Origin of the sequence: Streptosporangium amethystogenes subsp. fukuiense (genome assembly GCF_042665875.1) — a bacterium.
Taxonomy (GTDB): domain Bacteria; phylum Actinomycetota; class Actinomycetes; order Streptosporangiales; family Streptosporangiaceae; genus Streptosporangium; species Streptosporangium fukuiense.
This window is the reverse complement of sequence record NZ_JBHTEE010000001.1, coordinates 8,864,970-8,888,212: the sequence shown is the minus strand read 5'-3', so window position 1 is coordinate 8,888,212 and position 23,243 is coordinate 8,864,970. Positions and strand designations below refer to the sequence as shown.

Here is a 23,243-nt window from a genome sequence, read left to right as displayed (position 1 = left end):
ACAGGGGGAATTCAGGTGCGTGTGCTGCTGTCCACCATCGGGTCGCGTGGCGATGTCCAGCCGTTGGTGGCACTCGCCTTGGAGCTGCGGGATCTCGGTCAAGAGGTCCGCATGTGCGTGCCGCCCGACTTCCGCGAATGGATCGACGGCCTCGGCATCCCCGTCGTGCCCGTCGGTCCCGAGCTGCGCGCCACCGCCGTCAGCCGACCGGCCCCATCGGTTCCGCCCGCCCCGCCCTCTCCCGAGCAGCGGCGTCGGATGGCGGAGGCCACGGTCGCCGCCCAGTTCGCCACGGTCACGTCGGCGGCTGAAGGCTGCGACGTCATCGTGGCCGCCACAGCCCTGCAGCTGGCCGCCCGCTCGGTGGCGGAGACGATGGGGATCCCCTACGTCTTCACCGCCTACTGCCCGACGGTTCTGCCGTCGTCACACCACCACCCCCCGCTGCTCGCACCGGGACAGCCGCCGCCCGCGACGGCCGACAACCGCGAGTTGTGGGCTCGGGACGCCGAACGCTTCAACGAGCTGTTCGGCGCCGCGCTCAACCTCCATCGGGCGCCGGCCGGTCTGGCCCCTGTCGGTGACGTGCGAAGCCACGTCTTCACCGACCGGCCCTGGTTGGCCGCCGACCCGACGTTGGGGCCGTGGCCCGAACCCGCCGACCGGACCGTGCTCCAGACCGGCGCCTGGATCCTCCCCGATGAGCGGCCGCTCTCTCCTGAGCTGGAGGCGTTCCTGACCGCCGGCGAGCCACCCGTCTACTTCGGCTTCGGCAGCATGCGCGCGCCGCAGGACCTCGCCCGGGTGATGGTCGAATCGGCCCGTGCGCTCGGGCACCGGGCGATCGTCTCCCGCGGGTGGGCCGGCCTGTCACCGGTGGACGACGAATCCGACTGCCTGTCCGTCGGCGAGGTCAACCAGCAGGCGCTGTTCAGGCGGGTCGCCGCCGTCGTCCACCACGGCGGGGCGGGCACCACGACCGCGGCCGCGCGAGCCGGTGCGCCCCAGGTCGTCATCCCCCAGATCTACGACCAGCACTACTGGGCGCGGCGAATCCACGATCTCGGGATCGGAGCCGCGCACGCGCCCGGCGCGCCGACCGCCGACTCGCTGACGAGTGCCCTCAGGCACGCTCTCCGGCCGAACGTGGCGGCCCGTACCCGGGTCATCGCCGCCGGGGTGCGCACTGATGGCGCCAGAACCACCGCGCAGCGCCTGATGACCTTGGCCTCTCAGAGGTCATCCTGATACTGCGGTGCAGCATGCCCGTTTCGCTCCTCCCCACCCCATCACTCCGTACGGTGCGATATCGATGAGCGACCCCGAATCTCCTTCCACCGAACACAGGACCCGAGTCGTTCTCCGAGAACGCGAACCGGCCCCGGACGAGAGGTCCGGGGCCGGTCGGGGGAATCGTTACAGCAGGCCGTTCTGGGTGAGCCAGTCCTTGGCGACCGCTTCGGCGTCGTCCTTGTCGACCGCGACGCGCTTCATCAGCGCGACCAGGCCGGCGGTGTCCAGCTTGGCGGAGACCGCGTCGAGGGTGGTCTTCACCGTGTCGTTCACGCCCGCCTTGTTGACCAGGGGGGCGATGTTCTCCGCGGCGAAGGCGCTCTTGTTGTCCTGGAGGGAGACCAGGTCATTGATGATGATCTTCGGGTCGGTGGTGAAGACGTTGCCGACCTGGACGGTGCCGTCCTTGATGGCGTCGGCGGTGGCGTCGCCGGTCTTCTTCCACTCCTTGAACTCCAGGCCGTAGGTGTCCTTGAAGTTCTTCTCCTGGCGGCTCTTGAACTCCGGCGGGCCGCCCACCGCGTAGCCCTTGGCGACCTTGACCAGGTCCTCGATCGTGGTGAGGCCCTCGGAGGTGGCGGTCTCCTTGGTGACGGTCAGCGAGTTGTTGTCCTCGGCCGCGGCGGGTGTCAGCACCTCCAGCTCGGCCGGGAGCTTCTCCTTGAGCGCGGCGACCACGTCGTCCTTCGACTTCGCCGTGGCGGTGTTGTCGACGAAGGCCAGCAGCGAGCCGATGTACTCCGGCAGGATGGTCAGGCCGCCGCTCTTGACCTGGTCGTACAGCACCTCGCGGCTGCCGATGTTGAACTTCTCCTCGACCTGGACGCCCTTGGCGGCCAGGGCCTGCGAGTAGATCTCGCCCAGCAGGACGTTCTCCGGGAAGTTGGCCGACCCGATGACGACCTTCCCTGCGGCCGCCGGCTCGGAGGCGGACCCGGATTCGGCGGGAGCCTGGGACGCGCTGGTGAGGGGATCTCCACCCCCGCACGCGGTAAGTGTGAGCGCCGCGGACAGAAGGATCGCCGCGGTGCTGAACAGGCGCTTCATGGTGCTATTCCCTTCCAAAACGGGGGGTAATGGAGACTATCGGATGGTCTGGCGCTCGCTCACCCCCGGGGAGACCGTTGCGCGCTGTACCAGGGTGAACCCGAGCTGAACGAGAAGCGCCAGCAGTGCTACGAGAACCGCTCCGCCGATCGTGCTCGGGAAGTTCTTGGTCGCGAGACCGTCGATGATGAAGCGGCCGAGGCCGCCCAGGCCCACGTACGCGGCCACCGTCGCGGTCGCCACCACCTGGATGGCGGCCAGCCGCAGGCCGAGCAGGATGAGCGGCAGCGCGACCGGCACCAGCACCCGGCCGAGCACCTGCCCGCCCCGCAGTCCCATGCCGTACGCGGCGTCGCGCAGGTCCGGGTCCACCCCGCGGATGCCCTCGTAGGTGTTGACCAGGATGGGCGGCACGGCCAGCGCCACCAGCGGGATCAACACCGGCAGAATGGTGCCGACCCCCATCAGCAGCACGATGAGGACGAGCAGGCCGAGCGTCGGCAGGGCGCGGGCCGCGTTGGCGATGGAGACCACCAGCAGGGCGCCCCGGCCGGTGTGGCCGATCAGCAGCCCCAGCGGGAGCGCGATCAGCATGGCCAGCAGCAGCGAGAGCCCGGCGAACTCCAGGTGTTCGAGCAGCCGGGCGGGAATCCCGTCCGGACCCGACCAGTTGACCGGGTCGCCGAAGAAGTCGATCAGCCAGTTCACGCGGCCTCCCTCACCCACGACCACCTGGTGATGGGAACCCCGCCGGATCGTCGACCACCTGTGCCCGCCGGATGCGGTGACGTACGACTTCCGGCGCCGGCTTCGGCGAGGCTGCGACTGGAAACCCCGCCAAGACCCACGGCCACCACACCGGCCGGGTCTCCGAGGAGATCAAACGGTCGGTTCACGCGGACCCCCTTGCCCGTGACCACGGGGTGAGCAGGCGCTGCGCCAGGATCAGCAGCAGGTCGGCGACGCCCGCGAGCACCACGACCAGCACGATGCCGACCACGATCGGGGTGTAGAACTGCCGCTGCCAGCCGTCGATGAACAGGTAGCCGAGTCCTCCCCTGCCGACCAGCGCGCCGACGCTGACCAGGCTGACGCTGGCGACCGTGGCCACCCTGAGCCCGGCCAGCACGACCGGCACCGCGATCGGCAGCTCGACCTGGAGCAGCCTGCGCAGCGGGGTGAAGCCCATGGCCACCGCGGACTGGCGTACGTGGTCGGGGACCGAGCCCAGCCCGTCGACGACCGCCGGGATCAGCACCGCCATGGCGTAGAAGGTGAGCGGGACCATCACGGTCAGCCGCGTCGCGAGGCCGGTGACCGGGATGAGCACGATGAAGACGGCCAGCGAGGGCAGCGAGTAGATCACGTTCATCACGCCGACGGTCGGCTGGTAGAGCCAGCGCCAGCGGACTCCGGCCAGCCCGAGCGGGAGCGCGATGAGCAGCCCGACGACGATCGGCACCAGCGCCATCACGATGTGGTCCTCCAGCAGGCCCTGGATGGTGGGCCAGTTGCGGCCGATCCAGTCCCAGCGGACCAGGGGTTCCTCACTCACCCGCGTCCCCCGTGCCTTCCGCGCCCAGACCGGTGCTTTCCGCGTCCGCCGCTGATCCGGCCGCGCTTCCCGCGGACCCGCTGGATCCGGCGGCACTCCCCGCACCCCTCACGGGCCCGCCGGAACCTCCCACACTCCCGACGGACCCGCCGACACCTCCCTTGCCCCCTGCGGACCCGCCGACACTTCCCGCCACCTCGGCCAGCGCCTCGTCCAGTGCCTCGCGGGTGGCGACACCCACGGCCCGGCCCTCGCCGTCCACCGCGACGGCGTTGCCCGAGGGCGAGAGCAGCGTCGCGTCCAGCGCGCCGCGCAGCGAGTCGCGCCCGCTGACGAACGTCCCGTACGGCGCGAGCTCCAGTTCGGCGAGCGTGCCGGACTCGGGCAGGTCCTTGACCGCGACCCAGCCCAGCGGCCGGCTCCCCGCGTCCACCACGGCCAGCCACGGCTCGCCGGCGGCGCGCGCCGAGGCCGACGCGGCGTCGGTGGAGACCGGGACGAGCAGGTCGGCGCGGAGCCGTACCCCCTCGGCCGAGACGAACGAGAGCCGCCGGATGCCCCGGTCGCGGCCGAGGAACTCGCGGACGAAGTCGTCGGCGGGCCTGGCCAGCAGCGTGGCGGGGTCGTCGAGCTGGGCCAGGTGGCCCCCGACCCGGAAGACGGCCACCCGGTCGCCGAGCTTGACCGCCTCGTCGATGTCGTGGGTGACGAACACGATGGTCTTGTTCAACTCGGCCTGGAGCCGCAGCAGTTCCTCCTGCAGGCTGGTCCGGACGATCGGGTCGACCGCGCTGAACGGCTCGTCCATCAGCAGCACCGGCGGGTCGGCGGCGAGCGCGCGGGCCACGCCGACGCGCTGCTGCTGGCCGCCGGAGAGCTGGAAGGGGTAGCGGTCGGCCAGCTTCAGGTCGAGCCCGACCCGCTCCAGCAGTTCCATCGCCCGGTCGCGGGCCTTCTTCCTCTCCCAGCCGAGCAGCAGGGGGACCGTCGCCACATTGTCGACGATCTTTCTGTGCGGGAAGAGCCCGGCCTGCTGGATGACGTAGCCGATGCCCCGACGCAGGGTCGGCGGGTCTATGGTCTTGACATCGACGCCGTCCAGGAGGATCCGGCCCTCGGTGGCATCGATCATTCTGTTGATCATGCGCAGGGAGGTCGTCTTGCCGCACCCCGACGGGCCGACGAAGACGGTGATCTCCCCGGTGGGCACCTCAAGGCTCAGGTTGTCCACCGCTACGGTGCCGTCGGCGTAGCGCTTGGTGACACCGTTGAATGTGATCATGCACAACCTCTTGTTGTCGCCGGGTTACGGCCCCCTGCCCCAACCGCCCCCCAAAATCTGGCTCAGGTCAGCCTATGCCCCACTTCTCCGATCTGTCTTCCCGGCTTTGCCGGGTAGATCGACATGTGTATTTCTCACTAAAAGGGCATTCAGTAGTGCGGGAGGTGCCCATGACTTGACATGATTACCCACATTGCTGGAGTTGACCCCTCTGGCACCGTACGTCACAGGCCTCACAGCCGCCCCAGCTCTTCACCACGCTCGACGAACCACCAGAGGAAGCCGGTCCCGTGACCCAACCGCTCCTCGGTCAACGCTCGCGCGGCGAACTGATCGCCGAGCTCTACGACCGCCACGCAGCAGGGCTGTACGCCTACTCCCACGACCAGTTGGGCAGCGCGGACTCGGCCTTCGACGTCCTGGTGACCGTTCTGTCCAGTGTCACGGACACCCACCCCCCGCGCGCCGCGCTGTACGCGCTCGCCCGCCGCGAGATCTTCCTGCGCGACATCGTCTACTCGCCCCCGGTCACCGGCCTGGACCCGGTCCCCGCCCTCGTCGAGCGGGTGTTGAGCGAGCTGCGCACCCACCAGCGCGAGGTGCTGTACCTGTCGGGCGTCTGCGAGATGAACGCCGCCGAGCTGTCCTGGGTGCTCGACGTGGCCGTCGACACCGCCGACGAGCTGACGGTGAGCGCCTGCCGCAGGTTCGCCCAGTCGCTGGGCGCCGCCCTGGCCTCGGCCCGGATCCCCGCGCACCTGACCGAGGTGTTCGGCGCCCTCGCCGTCGCCCCGGTCCGCGACGTGCTCGTCCTCGCCCCCTGGGCCACCCCTCCCTCCGGGCTGCGCGCCGCCGTGCTCGGACCACGGGCACCGCTCGCCCCCGCCGGCAGGCGGTCAGCGTCCCCGCTGGTCAGGCAACTGTGGCCGACGTCACCCGCCTGGCCGCCACCGTCTCCGGAGAACGGTGCCCAGGCCGGTACCCCGGCCTTCCCCGCGCCGGACCACATGGCGGGCGACCGCTTCCCCGACCCCTTCGCGCCGAGGGACCCCAAGGTGGTCTCCACCCACGAGGCCAGCACCGAACCGCTGCCCAAGCTCGGCGACTCGGTGCTCACCGCCCTGGACACCGCGGCCCTGCGGCCTCGCCGCCGGCTCCAGCGTCCCAGGCCGCGCCGGGCCGCGCCGCTGTCGGCGCCCATCCCCGGGGACGTGCTCGACGGTCCCCCCGTACGGGAGAACCTGTTCCGCCCGCTCAGCCCCGAGGCGCGGGCGGCCCGCGTCTACACCGACAGGCTCGTCGCCGCCGCGCCCCGCCCCGAGGCCGCGCCCGCCGCCCCGCCCACTGATCCACTCGCCGACCCCGCACCCGTCGAGGCCCCTCGCACACCCCTCGCGAGCGTCCCGGCTCCCGGACCCGTGCCGGGGGACGTGCTGGAGGACGTGCCCACCGCGCGCCCCACCGCGCACCCGCTCCCCGGCTGGCCCCTGCAGACCGACCAGCTCGACGCGCTCTCCGACGCCGAGCGTCACCGGCCTCTCTTCCCCGTCAGGGCGGCGCAGGCGGAGACCTCTGACATCGGTCGGGCACAACCGCCGATGCCCACCTGGGCCACCCCGGCACCGGCCCCCGACCCGGAAACCGGTCGGGTACAACCGCCGATGCCCAGTTGGGCCGCCGCCCCCGTTCGGCCCGCCGAGATCGACTGGTTCGCGGACGCCGCCCCCTCCGGCCCCGAGACCGGCCCCGAGACCGGCATCGCGACCGGCATCGCGACCGGCACCGCGACAGACGCCCAGGCCGACGAGACCCGGCACGAGACCCGGCACGAGACCTCGGGCGAGGACCCGGCGGCCCTCCCCTCCTGGTCTCCCCGGCCTGACCATCTCAGCACTCCGACGGGCCGTGCCCAGCTGCGCCTGCCCAGCTGGATCATGCGGGTCGACCAGCCGGAAGACGCCCCGAACCACACCGCGCCCCAGGACCACACCTCGATGTCGTACGACGCGCAGTGGAGCGAGTCGACGATCGCGCGGGGAGGCGATTCGGAGGCGGAGACCGGCGAGGCCGGGACGGCGGAGAGCGGAATCCGTCTTTCCGGACGGGCCGGATCCCGCAGGCGCGCGGGCCGCCGGGCGGCACGCAGGCACAAGGCGCAGGCGAAGGTCTCCCACCACGACTGGGCCTGGGAAGTGGTCGGCTTCATCATCGCGGTGGCGATCGCCATGGTCGTCTTCTTCGCGGTGCCGATGATCACAACCCCTTAGTCCCTCCTCCGGACCTTCGGGCAGATGGTCACCGCCGCCGAGACGGGCGCCCCGCCGGCCGTCGTGCCACCGGCCGCCACGAACAGCAGCCCGTGGCAGTACTGGACGGCGGACGACCTCGCCTTCCGGCCCCCGATTTCAGCCGCGACGATCCCCTACGAGCAGGGGGCAGAAGCCGCTGGAGAGGATCCGCAAGGGCGGCAGGAACGCGGTCGAGCAGACCGTACTCCGCGCGTACGGCGTCAGGTGACGTGACTCGGTAGGCCCGGCGCCGGGCCCACCGCTCGGAGACGCGGGCCCCGGTAGCGCTCCTGGAGCCCGCCGGGTCTCCCGTTCGCGACGGCGTTCGCGACGGCGGCGCGGCCGGATACCGGGTCAGAGCCAGCGTTCGGTCGCGGCGCGCCAGGCCAGTTGCGTGCGGGTCTGGGCGCCGGCGAGTTCCACGATGTTCGCGACGCGTCGCTGCACGGTCCGCTGGCCGATCCCCAGCTGGGTGGCGATCGACTTGTCCGGCACGCCCGCGACCAGCAGCGAGAGCAGGTAGAGGTCGTCGGGGCCGAGCGGGCAGGGCGTCATCCCCTCGGTGAGGTCGCCCCCCTCGGTGATCCGCAGCGGCGTCGCCCGCTCCCAGTAGCTCTCGAAGAGTGCCATCAACGCCTCCAGCAACTGGCCGCCGCGGACCAGCGCCGCCGTCGGTTCCGAGATCCCGGTCTCCTGCACCAGCGGCAGCACGGCGATCTCCCGGTCGACGACCGTCAGCCGGACCGGCAGCGAGGGCACGGCCCTGGCCTGCTCGCCCAGCTTGACGCCGTAGGCCACGTTGGCCTGCATGCCGGGCTCCTTGAGCAGGGGCCGCTCGTAGATCACCCGGTAGTCGACACCGCGGCGCAGCGCGGCCGGTTCGGCGTCGTTCTCCTCGGCGGGCATCACGGTCGCGCGACCCCGGCAGAAGTAGAGGACCTCGTGGCGGGCGTTGTCCTGCAGGTGGTCGAGCTGCTCGCGGAGCGCGACGCGGTTGGGCAGGACCTCGACCAGCAGGCCCGCGTCGCGGCGGCGGGCGTTGTCCCGGTACTCCTCGGACAGTCGCTCCACCTCGCGCCGCGCCCAGTCGAGCGCCTGCTGGTGGCGGAGGAGCTGTGAGCCCAGCACGATGTCCGGCGCGACCGCGGCGAACCGCCGCCTGCCGGGAGAGACCGTTCTGATCAGCCCCCTGACCCGCATGGAGACCAGCACCGTCTCCGCCGTCTCGGCATCGATGGCCAGATTCCCGATGAGGTCGGTGATGTCCGCCTCCGCGGTCGTCACCAGGAACCGGTAGACGCGTTCCTCCACAGGATCGAGCCCGAGGGATTCCAACATGCCGCAATAATGGCACCCCAAATGCCGATAAAAGTTACATCTAATAGCTAACCGGATGGATCGCGCCCCGGTGAACCGGCAGCGCGCGAGATTCCCCGCGTTTGGAACGCGCCCGGCCCGCGATGGCGGGACTCACCGTCCGAACGGGTTGTGACAGCGATCTGTCAAGGCTAGTATCACGATAACTCTTAGGAAACTTTCTTAAGAGAAACATCAGGCCGGCGATCCCGCGCCTCGCGGCGGAGCCGCCCGATCCAGGCATGAGCTGCGCGAACGCGATGACGCGGGTCGTCACCGCGCGAAAGTCCGACCGTCCGGACACCCCACACCATCCGGTTTCCCCCCATGGGAGTGATCAAGTGTTGAGACAGCGCATCATGGCCGCCCTCGCCGCCCTGGCGGTCACCGGCGTGCTCGCGGTCGTCCTGCCGACGTCCTCCGCCTCCGCCGAGAGCTGCGCGGCCGCGTGGAGCTCCTCGGCCGTCTACACCGGCGGCATGACCGCCTCGTACAACGGCCACAACTGGTACGCGCAGTGGTGGACCCAGAACGAGAGGCCGGGCACCGCCGCCGTCTGGACCGACAAGGGCACCTGCGGCGGCACGACACCGCCCACGGGCAACTGCGACCACCCGAACTGGGCGGCGGGCACCTGGTACCCCGTCGGCAGCATCGTCAGGTTCACCGACGGCGGGTACTACATCGCCGTGCACGAGAACCCGGGCTACGACCCGGTGATCAGCCACTGGTACTGGGACCCGTACACCTGCGGCGGCACGACGCCCACCGACCCGCCCACCTCGGGCTTCGTGGTGAGCCAGGCACAGTTCAACCAGATGTTCCCGAACCGGAACCCCTTCTACACCTACAGCGGGCTGACCGCCGCGCTGAGCGCCTACCCAGGCTTCGCGAAGACCGGCAGTGACACCGTCAGGAAGCAGGAGGCGGCCGCCTTCCTCGCCAACGTCAACCACGAGACCGGCGGGCTGGTCCACATAGTTGAGCAGAACACCGCGAACTACCCGCACTACTGCGACGCGAGCCAGCCCTACGGCTGCCCCGCCGGTCAGGCGGCCTACTACGGGCGCGGCCCGATCCAGCTGAGCTGGAACTTCAACTACAAGGCGGCGGGCGACGCGCTCGGCATCAACCTGCTCGGCAACCCGAACCTGGTGCAGAACGACGCGGCGGTGGCCTGGAAGACCGCCCTGTGGTACTGGAACACCCAGAACGGCCCCGGCACGATGACGGCGCACAACGCGATGGTCAACGGCCACGGCTTCGGCCAGACGATCCGCAGCATCAACGGCAGCCTGGAGTGCGACGGCAGGAACCCGGCGCAGGTGCAGAGCCGGATCAACGCCTACCAGAGCTTCACCCAGATCCTCGGCACCACCCCGGGCGGCAACCTGAGCTGCTGACCGACACCCGTGTGCGACCCACACGCGTGACACGAAGGGCGCGGCCCACCGGCCGCGCCCTTCCTCCGTGCCGCCCCCGCCTCCGCTCCGTTTCGGAACCCGCCCGGCCGCCGCGAGCGGCGCCGGGTCACTCCGCCGACAGGACCAGTCCGCTGGTCGGCACCCCCGTGCCCGCGGTGACCAGCACGTTGCGTACCGAGGCGAGCTGGTTGGCCGAGGTGCCGCGGATCTGCCTGACGGCCTCGGCGATGCCGTTCATCCCGTGGATGTACGCCTCGCCGAGCTGGCCGCCGTGCGGGTTGACCGGCAGGCGGCCGTCGATCTCGATGCCGCCGTCGGCGACGTAGTCGCGGGCCTCGCCGCGCCCGCAGAAGCCCAGCTCCTCCAGCTGGGTGAGCACGAACGGGGTGAAGTGGTCGTACAGGATGGCCGCCTGCATGTCCGAGGGCCCGAGCCCGGACTGCTGCCACAGCCGGCCGCCGACCACCCCCATCTCCGGCAGGCCCGTCATGTCGTCGCGGTAGTAGCTGGTCATGGTCATCTGGCCGGCGCCCGCCCCCTGGGCGGCGGCGGCGATCAGCGCGGGTGACCTGCGCAGGTCTCTGGCCCGCTCGGCGGAGGTGACCACCAGCGCCACCGCGCCGTCGCTCTCCTGACAGCAGTCGAGCAGGTGCAGCGGCTCCGCGATCCACTTCGACGCCTGGTGCTCCTCCAGCGTGATCGGGCGCCCGTGGAACCAGGCGGCCGGGTTGGTGGCGGCGTGCCTGCGCATGGCCACCGCCACCCTGCCGAAGTCCTCGGAGGTGGCGCCGTAGGCGTGCATGTAGCGGCGGGCGAACATGGCGACCCAGGCGGCCGGGGTCATCAGCCCGTACGGCAGGTGCCAGCTCAGGTCCAGGCCGTGGGACGTGGGCTCGCCGCCGATCCCGGGGTTGGGCTGGCCGAACCTGCGTCCGGAGCGCTCGTTGAACGCCCGGTAGCAGACCACGGTCTCGGCGACCCCGGTGGCCACGGCCATCGCCGCGTGCAGCACGGTGCCGCAGGCCGCGCCGCCGCCGTAGTGGACGCGGGAGAAGAACGACAGGTCGCCGATGCCCACCTCGCGGGCCACCGAGATCTCCTGGTTGGCGTCCTGGGTGTAGGTGACGAGGCCGTCCACGTCCGAGGGCGCCAGGCCCGCGTCGTTGAGCGCCGCGAACACGGCCTCGGCGGCGAGCTGGAGCTCGGACCGGCCCGACTGCTTGGAGAACTCGGTCGCGCCGATGCCGGCGACGGCCGTACTCCCGGAAAAGGAGACCACGCTGGTGAGGGCCTTTCTACGGGAGGGCGAACCTGACGGTGCCCGAGGCGTGGTCGCCGAGGCTGACCCCGCCCCGGACCTCGACCGTGAACTCGCCGTCCTCGCAGGCGAGGACGGTACCGCTGAAGACCAGCCGGTCGCCCGCGTACGCGGGGACGCCGAGCTTGACGTTGATGCCGCGGATGATCGCCTCGGGTCCGGCCCAGTCGGTGACGTAGCGCTCGACGAGGCCCATCGTGGTCAGGATGTTGAGGAAGATGTCCTTCGACCCCTGTGCCCTCGCGCCCTCGACATCGTGGTGGACGGGGGTGAAGTCCATGGTCGCGAGCGCGGTCGAGACGACCACGGTGGGGGTCAGCTCGATCGCGAGCTCGGGGAGGACGGCTCCGACCCGCACCTCGTCGTCGGTAAGTGTCCGCATCACGCCTCCCGGGGGACCCACATGGGCAGGATCAGCTCGTCGTCCATCTGGCGATACGTCAGGCGCACCGGCATACCGATACCCACCCGCGAAGGGGCGCAGTCCACCACGTTGCCCACGATCCGCACACCTTCCGGCAGTTCCACCACCGCGACCACGAAAGGCGTCCTGATTCCCGGTACCGGGGGGTTGTGGTGGACGACGTAGCTGTAGACCTCGCCCTCACCGCTCGCCGTCACATGCGTGCGGGCGGCCGAGCGGCACGAGGGGCAGACCGGCCCCGGCGGGTGGCGGAGCTCGCCGCAGTCGGCGCACTTCTGGATCCTGAGCTCACCCTCGGCCGCCCCCTCCCAGAAGAAGGCGGTGTCGGCGTTGACCGCGGGTCTCAGCGGGTACGGCCTGCGAGCGGGCGCGTCCTCGTCGTTCCCGCCCGCCGCGGGCGTGTCCTCGCCTGTCGAGGGCAGGTCCTTGCCGGCCGCCGATCCGTTCCCGTCCGTCGCGGCCCCGCCCTCGCCGGTCACGGACGAACCGGTCGCGGACGAACCGGTCGCGGACGCGCCCTTGGCGGCCGACGTCCCGTTCCCCGCGGGCTCCTTCGCCCGCTCCCTGGGCCGGAACTTCAGCACCCGGAACAGCATCTCGGCCACCGCCTCGCCGGCCACGTACCAGGTGACGTTCCAGGTGACGAAGTAGCCCTCGCCGAGCGCGGTCCGCTTCGGGCCGGCCAGGCCGGTGAACCGGGTGGCCGGGACCGGGGACTCGCCGAGCCTCAGGTAACGGTGGTAGGTCTGTTCGCAGTTGGTGGCGACCACGCCGGTGTAGCCGTTGCCGTCCAGCATCGCGAGCACGGCGTCGACCGGGGTGCCCGCCTGCCTGCGGTCCCGGTTCACGCCGGGCATGGTCCAGACCTGGATCATCGCCGGTGGCGCCACGATCTGCCCGTGCACCCCGGCCGCGGCCGCCGCGGGGTCGGTGTAGATCGGGTTGGCGTCCCCCAGGGCGTCGGCCCAGTGCCGGATCATCGGGGCGTTCACCGGGTCCGCCGCCGCGGCACCGAGCACCTCGCCCGCGGCGATCTGCCGCTCGGCCAGGGCGGTGAGCCGCTCGTGCAGGCCGGTGGGCTCCGCCGTCGCGGTCATCGGGGCGGCCTCGGCAGGCTCAGGCCGAGCATGGCGATGAGCTCGCGCTGTACCTCGTTGACGCCGCCGCCGAAGGTGAGCACCAGCCCGCCCTTGGCACCGCGGTCGACACGCTCCATCAGGTCGGCGGTGCCGGGGTCGGACGGGTCGCCGAACCGGGCCAGCACCTCGCCGACGATCCGGCCGACGTCCTGCAGCCGCTCGGAGCCGTAGACCTTGGTGGCCGAGGCGTCGGGGGCGCCCAGCCAGCCGAGGTCCATGTTGGCCGCGACCTGCCAGTTCAGCAGCTCGTTGGTACGGAAGTAGGCGTAGACCTGGCCGAGCGCCCTGCGTACCGCGGGTTCCTCGATCGCGCCGGTACGGCGGGCCCAGGCCAGGAACCGGTCGTAGGTGTGCGCGATGTTGCCCGCCGGGCCGAGCGTGACCCGCTCGTGGTTGAGCTGGTTGACGATCAGGTCCCAGCCCTTGTTCTCCTCCCCCACGACCATGTCCACCGGCACCCGGACGTCGGAGTAGTAGGTGGAGTTGGTGTGGTGGCGCCCGTCCATGGTCAGGATGGGCGTCCAGGAGAAGCCGGGGTCGGCACAGTCGACGATCATCATGGTGATCCCCCGGTGCTTCTTCGCGTCCGGGTCGGTGCGGGCGGCGAGCCAGATGTACTGGGAGTAGTGCGCGCCCGAGGTGAAGATCTTCTGCCCGTTGACCACGTAGTGGTCGCCGTCGCGGACCGCGGTGGTGCGCAGTGACGCCAGGTCGGTGCCCGCCCCCGGCTCGCTGTAGCCGATCGCGAAGTGGCACTCGCCGGCCAGGATGCGCGGCAGGAAGAACTCCTTCTGCGCCGCCGTGCCGTACTGCATGAGGGTCGGCCCGACGGTCTGCACCGTGATGATCGGGTACGGCACCTCGGCGCGGGCGATCTCGTTGGCGAAGATCTGCTGCTCCAGCGGGCCGTACCCGCCGCCGCCGTACTCCTTGGGCCAGCCGAGGCCGAGCTTGCCGTCGCGGCCGAGGTTGCGGCAGTGCTCCATGTAGGCGTGGCCGAACGGGTCGGTGGAGATCTTCTTGCGGTCGGCGGCGGTGAGACAGGACTGGAAGTACTCGCGCAGCTCGGCGCGGAGCCGCTGCTGCTCGGGAGTCAGGTCGATCAGCATCAGACGAGCGCTCCGATCATGTCGAGCCGGGCTTCCACCCCGCCCAGCAGGTGGGCGTGGTGCTTGCCCCAGGCGAAGTAGCGGTGCAACGGGTAGGTCACGTCCACGCCGATCCCGCCGTGCAGGTGCTGGCAGGTGTAGAGCGCCCGCAGCGCCTGGTCGGTGACGGTCAGCGCGCCGACGGCCAGGTCGGCGTCGGCCTCGGCATCGGCCCCCTCGGCCAGCCGCCACGCCCCCGACCAGACGGCCACGTCCAGCGCCCGGCCGGCGATGTAGACGTCGGCGATCTGCACGGTGACCGCCTGGAACTCGGCCAGCGCCCGGTCGAACTGCCTGCGCGTCCTGATGTACTCGGTGGTGAGCGCCAGTGCTCCGGCCAGCACTCCGGAGGCGACCGCGATGTTCCCGGCCAGCACCAGCCTGCGCAGGCCGTCGGCCGCGACACCGTCCTCGGCGCCGACGAGCTCGCCGGGAGTGCCCGCCAGGCTCAGCGCGGCGGCCGGCTCACCGGTGGAGAGCGTCACCCGGTGCTGTGTCGTCTCGGCGGGGTCCACCAGGAACAGGCCGACGCCCGTCCCCGTGGTGGCCGGAACGAGGATCCTCGCGGCCTGGGCCGCGTAGGGCGTCGTGGTCTTGGCGCCGTGCAGCACCCAGCCGGAGCCGTCCTCGCGCGCGGTCGTGGCGGGCGGGGCGCCGAGGTCTCGACCCGGCTCGGACGGCGCGGCGGCCAGCGAGATCTCACCGTCCGCCAGCGGGGCCAGTGCCTCGCGCTGCTCGCGGGAGCCGTACCTGGCGATCACCTGCGCGGTGACCAGGCTCTGCTCCGCGGGGACCGGCGCCACGTGTGCGCCGATCTCCCGCAGGACGACCGCCAGCTCCACCGGACCCAGCCCGGCCCCGCCGGCCTCCTCCGGCAGGCAGACGCCGAGCAGCCCCGCCTGGGCCAGGGAGCGCCACAGGGCCGCGTCGTAGGGGGCGCCGCTCTTCTCGTGGGCTTCGAGCCTGGCCGAGGTCACCTCCCTGCCGAGGAGGTCGACCGCGAGTTCGCGCAGGTCGGTCTGGGTCTCGTCAAGATTGAAATCCACTGGCGCTCCAGGGTTGCCGTCGGCCGTACTGGATGAACTCGTCGTCGATGCCCCGGGCGTCCTCGGGGGTGAGCGGCCGCCAGGACGCCTGCCCGGGTGGACGCCACCAGACGGGGTCGCCGGTGTGCCATGCCTCGGTGGCGAGGATCCGCTTGATGACCTTGTTGGATGCGGTCTGCGGCAGTTCCTCACTGATCCGGATATATCGAGGTATGGCCTTGGGGCCCACGTCCTTCCTGCCGGCCAGGAAGCCCGCGAACGCCTCGGGGTCGAAGCCGTCCCGCAGGACCAGGGCCGCCATCACCTGGTCGCCCGCCGCGGCGTCCGGCACGGGGTAGACGGCCGCCTCGACCACGCCGGGGAACTCGCGCACGACCGCCTCTATCGGCGCGACCGCCAGGTTCTCCCCGTCCACCCGGAGCCGCTCGGTGCCCCGCCCGGCGAAGAACACGTAGCCGTCGGCGTCGGCGTAGGCCAGGTCCCCCGACCAGAACGCGCCCCGCCTGACGCGCTCGCGGTCGGCCTCGGGGTCGTTGTAGTAGCCGTCGAACAGGCCCAGTCCCCGGGTGTTGACCAGTTCCCCGATCGCCTCGCCCGCGTTGAGCAGCCGCCCGTCCTCGAAGACCCCGACCGGGCACCTCTCCCCCGTGGCGGGGTCGCGGATCTCGACCTCCTCGGGGAGCCTGCCCAGGCATCCCGGCGGCCCGGACGGGGCGGGGGTGATCGAGATCGCGGTCTCGGTCGACCCGAACGCGTCGATGACGTGGCAGCCGAAGCGCTCCCCGAACCGGCTGACCGCGGTGGCGCTGCCCTCGTTGCCGAACGCGATCTTGAGGGTGTTCTCCGCGTCCGAGGGCTCCGCCGGGGTGGCCAGCACGTAGGAGAGCACCTTGCCCACGTAGTGCAGGTAGGTGACCCCGTAGCGCCTGACGTCGGGCATCAGGCCGGAGGCCGAGAACCTCCGCCGCAGCACCAGCGCCGCCCCCGACGCCACCGCCGGGGCGTACGCGGCCATGATCGCCCCGGAGTGGAAGAGCGGCATCGAGCAGTAGACGACGTCCTGCGGTGACAGCATCGCCGCCAGGCTCGTCCCCGGAACCGCGATCTTCCGCTGCGTGATCTTCACTGCCCTGGGCCGTCCCGAGGTCCCCGACGTGAAGATCAGCATCGTCAGCGCGTCCTCGCGGACCGGGCCCGCCGAAGGGGCGGGTGACGGCCGGGAGCGGGCCGACCCCGGATCGCGGAGCGCGGCGAGGTCGGCCGCGAGGGTGGCGTATCCGGGCTCGTGCAGGATCAGGTCGACATGGGTCGCGTCCGCGTCGCGGGCGAGTTCGGCGGCGCTCCTGGTGGTGTTCAGCGCGACGATCACGTGGCCGGAGAGCGCGGCCCCGCCCAGCAGGAACAGCACCTCGGGAACGTTGTCGAACAGCACCCCGACGTGCAGGTTCCGGCCCCGCGCGTCCAGCAGGGCGGCGCGGGCCCGGCATTCGGCGACGTACTCGCGCCAGCTCCAGGTCCGCTCCTCGAAGAGCAGTCCCGGCCGGTCGTCGTCGGCGCGTCGCGCCAGCAGCCCCGCCAGTGTCTCTTCGGACATTGCGCCTCCCGCCAGGATGCCCAGGCCAGCTGCTCCGAAAAGTAGAACAGATTCTATTCTGTGTCCAGAGCCGGCCGATCACAACACCCCACCGGATAACCGCGATACCGCATATGCCATGTAAGCGCGGGGCGTCTTTGTGACCGGCGAGTAACCCACCGAAGCATCCGGAAATCAGATAACGTGTTCTCATGCGTACCCCGCATGTGTCCACCGACGTGCCGGTCACCCCGCACGCGGCCGACAGGCCCGTCCCGAGAGACCTCGATCCGGTCACGACCGAGAAGACATCCGGCATGCAGAGCGAACCGGCGTCCACGGGCGTCCGCACCAGGAGCCAGCACCAGCGGCGCAAGCGCATCGTCCAGGCCGCCGCCGCTCTCGCCTCGCGGGGCGGCGTCGAGGCGATGCAGATGCGGACCGTCGCCGAGCGCGCCGGGGTCGCGCTGGGAACGCTCTATCGGTACTTCCCCTCCAAGATGGATCTCGTCGTCGCCGTCGTGGGCGAGGAGATCGATCTCCTCGAAAGCAGCATCGAGCGCCGCCCGCCCAGCGCCACCGCAGCCTCGGGGCGGGCCGTCGACATCCTGATGCGCGCCACCCGCGGCCTGATGCGCGAGCCCGAGCTCGCCGACGCGCTCATCCGCTCGCTGATCATGGCCGAGGTCGAGACACCGTTCGGCGACCGGATGACCGGACTGCTGCTCCGCGTCGCCGGAGACGACCTCACCGTCGACACCGCCACCGAGGAGCAGTTCGCCCTCGCGGGCTCGCTGTCCAGCATCTGGGTGCACGAACTTCTGGAGATGCTCAGGGGGCGCCGCACCTACGAGCAGATCCAGCGGCGCATCGAGATCGCCGCCGAGCGCCTGCTCGCCGATTTCCACCCCTCTCCTTCCGCGTGAAACTAGAACCCGTTACAGTCGCATTGACAGGCGACTAGAGCTACATTCTGGAGCGACGCGCGAGCAGGGCGAGCGGGAGCGGTCGCCCGGTGGCCGCGAGCTCCGAGCCGGCGGGCGAGGAGATCGTATGGGTGCAGTGATCGTCGAAGCCGTGAGAACCCCGATCGGCAGGCGCAACGGATGGCTCGCCGGACTGAAGCCGCAGGCGGTCCTCGCCGCGGCGCTGGGCGGTCTGATCGACCGGGCGGGCATCGACCCCGCCGCCGTGGAACAGGTCTTCGCCGGGTGCGTCACGCAGGCCGGTGAGCAGGGCGGTCATGTCGGACGACATGCCTGGCTGTACGCCGGCCTGCCTTACCAGGCGGGCGTGACCACGATCGACGCGCAGTGCGGCTCCGCCCAGCAGGCCGTGCACCTGGTCGCGGCGCTCATCTCGGCAGGCGTCATCGACGTCGGTGTGGCCTGCGGCGTCGAGGTGATGAGCCGGGCGCCGCTCGGCTCCAACGTGCTGCCCGCCCGGCCCCGGCCCGACGACTGGTCCATCGACCTGCCCGACCAGTTCACCGCCGCCGAGCGGATCGCGCGACGGCGCGGGCTGACCCGCGAGCGGCTGGACGGGTTCGGCGCCAGGTCCCAGCGGCTCGCCGCGGCGGCGTGGGCCGAGGGCCGCTTCGACCGGGAGGTCATCCCGGTGACCGCGCCGATCCTCGGCGAGGACGGGCGGCCCACCGGGGAGACCCGCGTCGTCAGCAGGGATCAGGGGTTGCGCGAGACCACGCTCGAAGGACTGGCCGGGCTCAAGCCGGTGATGGGCGAGGGCGGCATGCACACCGCGGGCACCTCCTCGCAGATCTCCGACGGCGCGGCGGCGGTGCTGCTGATGAGCGAGGAGGCCGCCGCCCGGCACGGCCTGCGCCCCAGGGCCCGCATCCTCGCCCAGGCGCTCGTCGGCGCCGAGCCGTACTACCACCTGGACGGGCCGGTGGACGCGACGGCCAAAGTCCTGTCCGCTACCGGGATGACCATGGAAGATATCGAGAGGTTCGAGGTGAATGAGGCTTTCGCAGCGGTGGTCTTATCCTGGTCATCGGTGCACAAGCCGGACATGGAACGGGTCAACGTCAACGGTGGTGCCATCGCACTCGGCCATCCGGTCGGCGCGACCGGTTCCCGGCTGATCACCACCGCCCTGCACGAGCTTGAGCGGTCCGACTCCTCGACCGCACTGGTATCGATGTGCGCGGGCGGGGCGCTCGCGACCGCGACCGTCCTGGAGCGCCTTTGATCGGCGCCGGTAAGGAGCAGCACCCTTGAAATCCCGCCGCAGGCCGTACAGCGAGCAGCGTCCGTTCGACACCGGTGGCGGTGTGTGGAGCGTGCCCGTCCCGATTCCCGGCAACCCGCTCGGCTACACCCTGGTCTACGCGATCGAGTCCCCCGCCGGGCCGGTGCTGATCGACGCGGGCTGGAACGCCCCCGAGGCGTGGCTGGCCCTGCGCGACGGGCTGAGCGCGGTCGGCATGGACGTACGCGACGTGCGCGGGGTGGTCGTCACTCACTTCCACCCCGACCACGCCGGGCTGGCCGGGCAGGTCAGGGAGTCCTCCGGCGCGTGGATCGCCATGCACGAGGCCGACGCCGAACTGGTCAGGTTCATGCGGGAGGTCGGGGGCGACGCGCACCGCGACCTCCAGGCCGACATGCTGCGCCGCGCGGGGGCGGGCACCGTCGAGGTGGAGGAGGTGACCGGGAACCGGCCGAAGCCGCCCGCGCTGCCGGACCGTGTTCTCTCCGACGGCGACCTGATCGACCTGCCGGGGCGCAGGCTCCGTACGATCTGGACCCCCGGCCACACGCCGGGCCACGTCTGCCTGCACCTGGAGGACGCCGACCGGCTCTTCACCGGCGACCACGTGCTGCCGGCGATCACCCCGCACATCGGCATCTACCCGTACGACCGGGCGGACATCGACCCGCTCAGTGACTTCCTGGAGTCGCTGGAGAAGGTGAAGGGTCTGGGCGAACTCGAAGCCCTGCCCGCCCATGAATGGATATTTCCAGATACGGCGGCTCGGGCGGCGGAGATCGGCATCCACCACGAGGAGAAGCTCCGACTACTGGCCGCACTGCTCGCCGAGGCGGCGGAGCCGCTGACCATCTGGGAGATCGCCGGGCGGATGACCTGGAACCGCCCCTGGGAGGACTTTCCTCCCATGCTTCGCGGGATGGCGGCCGGGGAGGCTGCGGCGCACCTGCGCACCCTGGAGGCTCGCGGGATCATCCGCCGCGTGACGGGGGTGGACCCGGTCCGGTTCGCCATACACTAGACATCGGATGTCTGGCGAAACCTGAGGACGGTGCGGAGTGGCGGTCACCGACGCCGCTATCGACAGGATCAAGCAGATGATCCTGTCCGGCGAGCTCGCTCCGGGCAGCAGGCTGCCCAAGGAGGCCGATCTGGCCGACCGGCTCGGCCTCTCGCGCAACTCCCTGCGCGAGGCGGTCAGGGCACTGGCCCTGATCAACGTGCTGGACGTGCGCCAGGGCGACGGCACGTACGTGACCAGCCTGGAGCCGAGACTCCTGCTCGACGCCATGTCGTTCGTGGTCGACTTCCATCAGGACGACACGGTGCTGCAGTTCTTCCAGGTCCGCCGGATCCTGGAACCCGCGGCGACCGCCATGGCGGCGACGTACATGTCCGAGTCGGAGGTGGCCGAACTCCGTAAGATCCTCGACGCGCTGCCCGTCGACCCGAGCGTCGAGCAGCTCGTCGCCAACGATCTGGAGTTTCACCAGCGCATCGCGGCGGGCTCGGGCAACGCCGTGCTCTGCTCGCTCATCGAGAGCCTCTCCGGCCCCACCACCAGGGCCAGGATCTGGAGGGGCCTCACCCAGGAGAACGCCCTGGAGAAGACCCGCGAGCAGCACACCGCGATCTGCGACGCCATCGCCGCCCGCCAGCCGGAGGTCGCCCGCGCCTGGGCGACCGTCCACATCGCCGGCGTCGAGGACTGGCTCCGCAACGCCCTCGCCTGACCGAGTCCATCACCGGTTTCCCGCCGCTCCTCACTGGCCCGGCGCCTCCGCCTCCCGTACCCGTGACAGGCGGCGCATGATCGTGATGTGCGGGGTACCGGTCAGAACTCATTCGGTACGGCAGACAGACGGCTGCGGGCACGACGGGCGAAGGCGGGAATTCCGGCTCTGTTCAGCGCGTCGACGATATCCAGGACGGTCATGGGGGGACGTCGTTTCCCTGCCGCCATCCGGGCCAGCACCCCCATCACCTCGTGAGGACTCTGGCTCAGCAACGAACACAGGTACGTATCGGGGTCGGTGACGGTCAGTCCGTACCGGCCGAGGAAGGATACGGGAAAGTCCGCGAGATTCCAGGTGACCAAGGTCTGGACGTGGCCCGCGACAGCGGCGGCCATGTGATGGCGATCGTCGGGATCAGGGCCTTCCATTCGATCGAGCAGGTGTTTGTAGTCGTCCTCCGATACACGGGTGTCGGCGAAAAACTCCCGGATCGCCGCACCGATACGTGCCGCTGCCGGTGCACGGCGATGTTGCTCCCGCACGATGACGCGTTCCCATTCCTCCAGCAGATGATCACTCCAGACCATGGTGTGCACAGCGTCCTCGGTCAGGGCGAGCATCAGGTCCATCAGCGAGAATGGAAACAGCACGTTGGTATCGACGAAGACACGCGCCGTCAACCAACACCCCCGGAAGATCAGTAGGGAAACTCCGCCTCTTCGGCGGCTTCCATGATCCTGCGGCGGCCTTCGGCGCGGTGCTCACGACGAGCCTGGAACTCCAAGATGTCAGCAAGCCGGACCAGACGATGGCGGCTGTCGGGCAGATACTGAGAGGGAATCTCACCCTCGTCAAGCAATCGGACGACGAAGGGGCGCGACAGACCGAGCATCTGGGCGACCTCGTTCGGAGTCAGCCGGGTCTCCACTGGAAGAGCGAAGACGGCGTTGCCCTTCGCGAGGTCGTGAGCGGCAGCCAGCACAAGACTCATGAGCGATGCGGGCAACACGATGTCATGGCCGTCGGCCCCACGCAGCACAAGCTGCGCGTGTTGAGCGGCGGCTTCGATATGGGCGAGCAACTCACGATCCCCGTGGTCGGCTTCGACGCGGACGGCATGAGCAAGGACCCCGGTACGGGACATGATCACCCCCTGTGAGGATATCTGAAATAAGTGTAACCCACAGGTCGGCGGAGCATCAATCGTGATCCCCTCATAGCTTGATCGTCCACATAGCGGCACCTCATCCGTATTCACGGCACAGGCGAACTGCGCTATCCCACCCGCGCGTCCTTGCGCTTCTCAGCGAATCAGACCTTCGGCCGCGAGGTCGGCCCAGAGCTCCTCGGGGACGGGGCAGGCGGTCAGGGCGGCGTTGCGGGTCACCTCGGTGGCGGAGCGGGCGCCGACGACGACGGTGGCGACCGCCGGGTGGCGGAGCGGGAAGGCCAGGGCCGCCTGGGGCAGGGTGACACCGTGCCGGTCGCAGACGGCGGCGATCCGGCGGGCGCGCTCCAGGAGCGGGCCGGGGGCCGGCGCGTAGTCGTAGGTGCCCGACGGGTCGTGGGTGGCCAGCAGGCCGCTGTTGAACACCCCGGCGGCGAGCACCGAGACGCCGCGCCCGGCGCAGAGCGGCAGCAGCTCGTCGGCGCCCGACTGGTCGAGGAGGGTGTAGCGCCCGGCGAGCATGACCATGTCGACGCCGGTCTCGCGGACGAACCGAGCGAGCATCCCCGCCTGGTTCATGCCGACCCCGATCGCCTTGACGACCCCCTGGTCGCGCAGCTCCGCCAGGGCCGGGTACGCCTCACCGACCGCCTGCTCCCAGTGGTCGTCCGGATCGTGGATCAGCACGATGTCAACCGCGTCGAGGCCGAGCCGCGCCAGGCTCTCCTCCAGCGACCGCCGGACCCCGTCGCGGGAGAAGTCCCACACCCGGCGCAGGTCGGCGGGGACGTCGAAGCCCTGCTCGTCCCGGCCGAAGGGGCCTTCGGCCGGGACGAGCAGGCGACCGACCTTGGTGGACAGGGTGTAGGAGTCACGGGGCCGGTCCGCCAGGGCGGCGCCGAGCCGCCGCTCCGACAGGCCGAGCCCGTAGTGCGGCGCGGTGTCGAACAGCCGGATGCCCGCCTCGTAGGCCGCGTCCACCGCCGCCCGCGCCACGTCCTCGCCGACCTCGGAGAACAGGTTCCCGATCGGGGCCGCGCCAAAGCCGTACCTGCTGACCTGCACCTCTTGCTCCGTTCTGGACGGCTTGATGTTTCTGGTACGGGAGTGATGCTTCTTGGCTCTCGCGCAGTCCGAGGTATCCGCCCGGGTCCGCGCATCCCTGAGAACTTCGCTCCTCCGCGTGTCCCGCCCGGAGGGGCGGGACCGCGACA

At 70.8% G+C, this 23,243-nt stretch carries 21 protein-coding genes; 7 read left to right on the top strand and 14 right to left on the bottom strand.

The features are described from left to right. The first annotated feature begins 15 nt into the window (after nt 1-15). Nucleotides 16-1,248, top strand: coding sequence for a glycosyltransferase (locus ACFQVD_RS39510; RefSeq protein WP_343973102.1), 1,233 nt, complete (start codon nt 16-18; stop codon nt 1,246-1,248). 168 nt (nt 1,249-1,416) lie between these two features. Here the strand turns inward: ACFQVD_RS39510 and ACFQVD_RS39505 are convergent, their stop codons facing one another. The 4 genes from ACFQVD_RS39505 to ACFQVD_RS39490 all read right to left on the bottom strand — a co-directional run bounded on the left by ACFQVD_RS39505 (nt 1,417) and on the right by ACFQVD_RS39490 (nt 5,177). Beyond that, the gene (locus ACFQVD_RS39505) at nt 1,417-2,340 is read right to left on the bottom strand and encodes an ABC transporter substrate-binding protein (RefSeq protein ID WP_343973105.1); all 924 of its coding nucleotides are present in this window, start codon (nt 2,338-2,340) and stop codon (nt 1,417-1,419) included. A 36-nt stretch (nt 2,341-2,376) separates the two neighbouring features. Further along, nucleotides 2,377-3,048: an ABC transporter permease gene (locus ACFQVD_RS39500; RefSeq protein WP_343973108.1), complete on the bottom strand. Its 672-nt coding sequence runs from the start codon at nt 3,046-3,048 to the stop codon at nt 2,377-2,379. A gap of 184 nt (nt 3,049-3,232) precedes the next feature. Continuing rightward, nucleotides 3,233-3,895 carry an ABC transporter permease gene (locus ACFQVD_RS39495; protein WP_343973111.1) on the bottom strand — a complete coding sequence of 221 codons (663 nt, stop codon included), beginning with the start codon at nt 3,893-3,895 and terminating at the stop codon, nt 3,233-3,235. Next, nucleotides 3,888-5,177: an ABC transporter ATP-binding protein gene (locus ACFQVD_RS39490; protein ID WP_386273616.1), complete on the bottom strand. Its 1,290-nt coding sequence runs from the start codon at nt 5,175-5,177 to the stop codon at nt 3,888-3,890. The genes ACFQVD_RS39495 and ACFQVD_RS39490 overlap by 8 nt, the downstream gene beginning before the upstream one ends. A 290-nt stretch (nt 5,178-5,467) precedes the next feature. Here ACFQVD_RS39490 and ACFQVD_RS39485 point away from each other — a divergent pair, with 290 nt between their 5' ends. After that, nucleotides 5,468-7,444 carry a hypothetical protein gene (locus ACFQVD_RS39485; protein WP_343973114.1) on the top strand — a complete coding sequence of 659 codons (1,977 nt, stop codon included), beginning with the start codon at nt 5,468-5,470 and terminating at the stop codon, nt 7,442-7,444. Nucleotides 7,445-7,819: 375 nt separating this feature from the next. Here the strand turns inward: ACFQVD_RS39485 and ACFQVD_RS39480 are convergent, their stop codons facing one another. Next, entirely contained in the window at nt 7,820-8,803 is a 984-nt protein-coding gene (locus tag ACFQVD_RS39480; RefSeq protein ID WP_343973117.1) for a helix-turn-helix domain-containing protein, read from the bottom strand. A gap of 362 nt (nt 8,804-9,165) precedes the next feature. Between ACFQVD_RS39480 and ACFQVD_RS39475 the strand changes: the two genes are divergently transcribed. Next, nucleotides 9,166-10,224 carry a glycoside hydrolase family 19 protein gene (locus ACFQVD_RS39475; protein WP_386274440.1) on the top strand — a complete coding sequence of 353 codons (1,059 nt, stop codon included), beginning with the start codon at nt 9,166-9,168 and terminating at the stop codon, nt 10,222-10,224. A 127-nt stretch (nt 10,225-10,351) separates the two neighbouring features. Here ACFQVD_RS39475 and ACFQVD_RS39470 read toward each other — a convergent pair whose 3' ends face one another. The 6 genes from ACFQVD_RS39470 to ACFQVD_RS39445 are packed head-to-tail and all read right to left on the bottom strand — an operon-like array spanning nt 10,352 to nt 16,914. Beyond that, nucleotides 10,352-11,524 carry a lipid-transfer protein gene (locus ACFQVD_RS39470; RefSeq protein WP_343973124.1) on the bottom strand — a complete coding sequence of 391 codons (1,173 nt, stop codon included), beginning with the start codon at nt 11,522-11,524 and terminating at the stop codon, nt 10,352-10,354. Between the two features lie 16 nt (nt 11,525-11,540). Beyond that, the gene (locus ACFQVD_RS39465) at nt 11,541-11,945 is read right to left on the bottom strand and encodes a MaoC/PaaZ C-terminal domain-containing protein (protein ID WP_343973127.1); all 405 of its coding nucleotides are present in this window, start codon (nt 11,943-11,945) and stop codon (nt 11,541-11,543) included. Then, a complete protein-coding gene (locus ACFQVD_RS39460; RefSeq protein ID WP_343973130.1) occupies nt 11,945-13,084 on the bottom strand; it encodes a bifunctional MaoC family dehydratase N-terminal/OB-fold nucleic acid binding domain-containing protein in 1,140 nt (379 codons plus the stop codon). The genes ACFQVD_RS39465 and ACFQVD_RS39460 overlap by 1 nt, the downstream gene beginning before the upstream one ends. Further along, nucleotides 13,081-14,235, bottom strand: coding sequence for an acyl-CoA dehydrogenase family protein (locus ACFQVD_RS39455; RefSeq protein ID WP_343973133.1), 1,155 nt, complete (start codon nt 14,233-14,235; stop codon nt 13,081-13,083). Before ACFQVD_RS39455 ends, ACFQVD_RS39460 begins: the two co-directional genes overlap by 4 nt. Beyond that, a complete protein-coding gene (locus ACFQVD_RS39450; protein WP_343973137.1) occupies nt 14,235-15,320 on the bottom strand; it encodes an acyl-CoA dehydrogenase family protein in 1,086 nt (361 codons plus the stop codon). The genes ACFQVD_RS39455 and ACFQVD_RS39450 overlap by 1 nt, the downstream gene beginning before the upstream one ends. Then, nucleotides 15,304-16,914 carry an AMP-binding protein gene (locus ACFQVD_RS39445; protein WP_343973140.1) on the bottom strand — a complete coding sequence of 537 codons (1,611 nt, stop codon included), beginning with the start codon at nt 16,912-16,914 and terminating at the stop codon, nt 15,304-15,306. The genes ACFQVD_RS39450 and ACFQVD_RS39445 overlap by 17 nt, the downstream gene beginning before the upstream one ends. Nucleotides 16,915-17,210: 296 nt before the next feature. On the opposite strand from ACFQVD_RS39445, the gene ACFQVD_RS39440 reads away from it, so the two are divergent. The 4 genes from ACFQVD_RS39440 to ACFQVD_RS39425 all read left to right on the top strand — a co-directional run bounded on the left by ACFQVD_RS39440 (nt 17,211) and on the right by ACFQVD_RS39425 (nt 20,858). Continuing rightward, on the top strand, nt 17,211-17,819 hold the full coding sequence (locus ACFQVD_RS39440) for a TetR family transcriptional regulator (RefSeq protein ID WP_343973295.1): 609 nt from the start codon (nt 17,211-17,213) through the stop codon (nt 17,817-17,819). A 127-nt stretch (nt 17,820-17,946) separates the two neighbouring features. Further along, nucleotides 17,947-19,104: a steroid 3-ketoacyl-CoA thiolase gene (locus ACFQVD_RS39435; protein ID WP_343973143.1), complete on the top strand. Its 1,158-nt coding sequence runs from the start codon at nt 17,947-17,949 to the stop codon at nt 19,102-19,104. Nucleotides 19,105-19,129: 25 nt separating this feature from the next. Further along, nucleotides 19,130-20,146, top strand: coding sequence for an MBL fold metallo-hydrolase (locus ACFQVD_RS39430; RefSeq protein ID WP_343973146.1), 1,017 nt, complete (start codon nt 19,130-19,132; stop codon nt 20,144-20,146). Nucleotides 20,147-20,183: 37 nt separating this feature from the next. Continuing rightward, entirely contained in the window at nt 20,184-20,858 is a 675-nt protein-coding gene (locus ACFQVD_RS39425) for a FadR/GntR family transcriptional regulator (protein ID WP_343973149.1), read from the top strand. Between the two features lie 101 nt (nt 20,859-20,959). Here ACFQVD_RS39425 and ACFQVD_RS39420 read toward each other — a convergent pair whose 3' ends face one another. The 3 genes from ACFQVD_RS39420 to ACFQVD_RS39410 form a co-directional block, all read right to left on the bottom strand. Next, entirely contained in the window at nt 20,960-21,541 is a 582-nt protein-coding gene (locus ACFQVD_RS39420) for a PIN domain-containing protein (protein ID WP_343973152.1), read from the bottom strand. A gap of 17 nt (nt 21,542-21,558) precedes the next feature. After that, nucleotides 21,559-22,005, bottom strand: a complete 447-nt coding sequence (locus tag ACFQVD_RS39415; RefSeq protein ID WP_343973298.1) for a helix-turn-helix domain-containing protein — start codon at nt 22,003-22,005, stop codon at nt 21,559-21,561. A gap of 159 nt (nt 22,006-22,164) precedes the next feature. Next, on the bottom strand, nt 22,165-23,094 hold the full coding sequence (locus ACFQVD_RS39410; protein ID WP_343973155.1) for an aldo/keto reductase: 930 nt from the start codon (nt 23,092-23,094) through the stop codon (nt 22,165-22,167). Nucleotides 23,095-23,243: the final 149 nt, after the last annotated feature.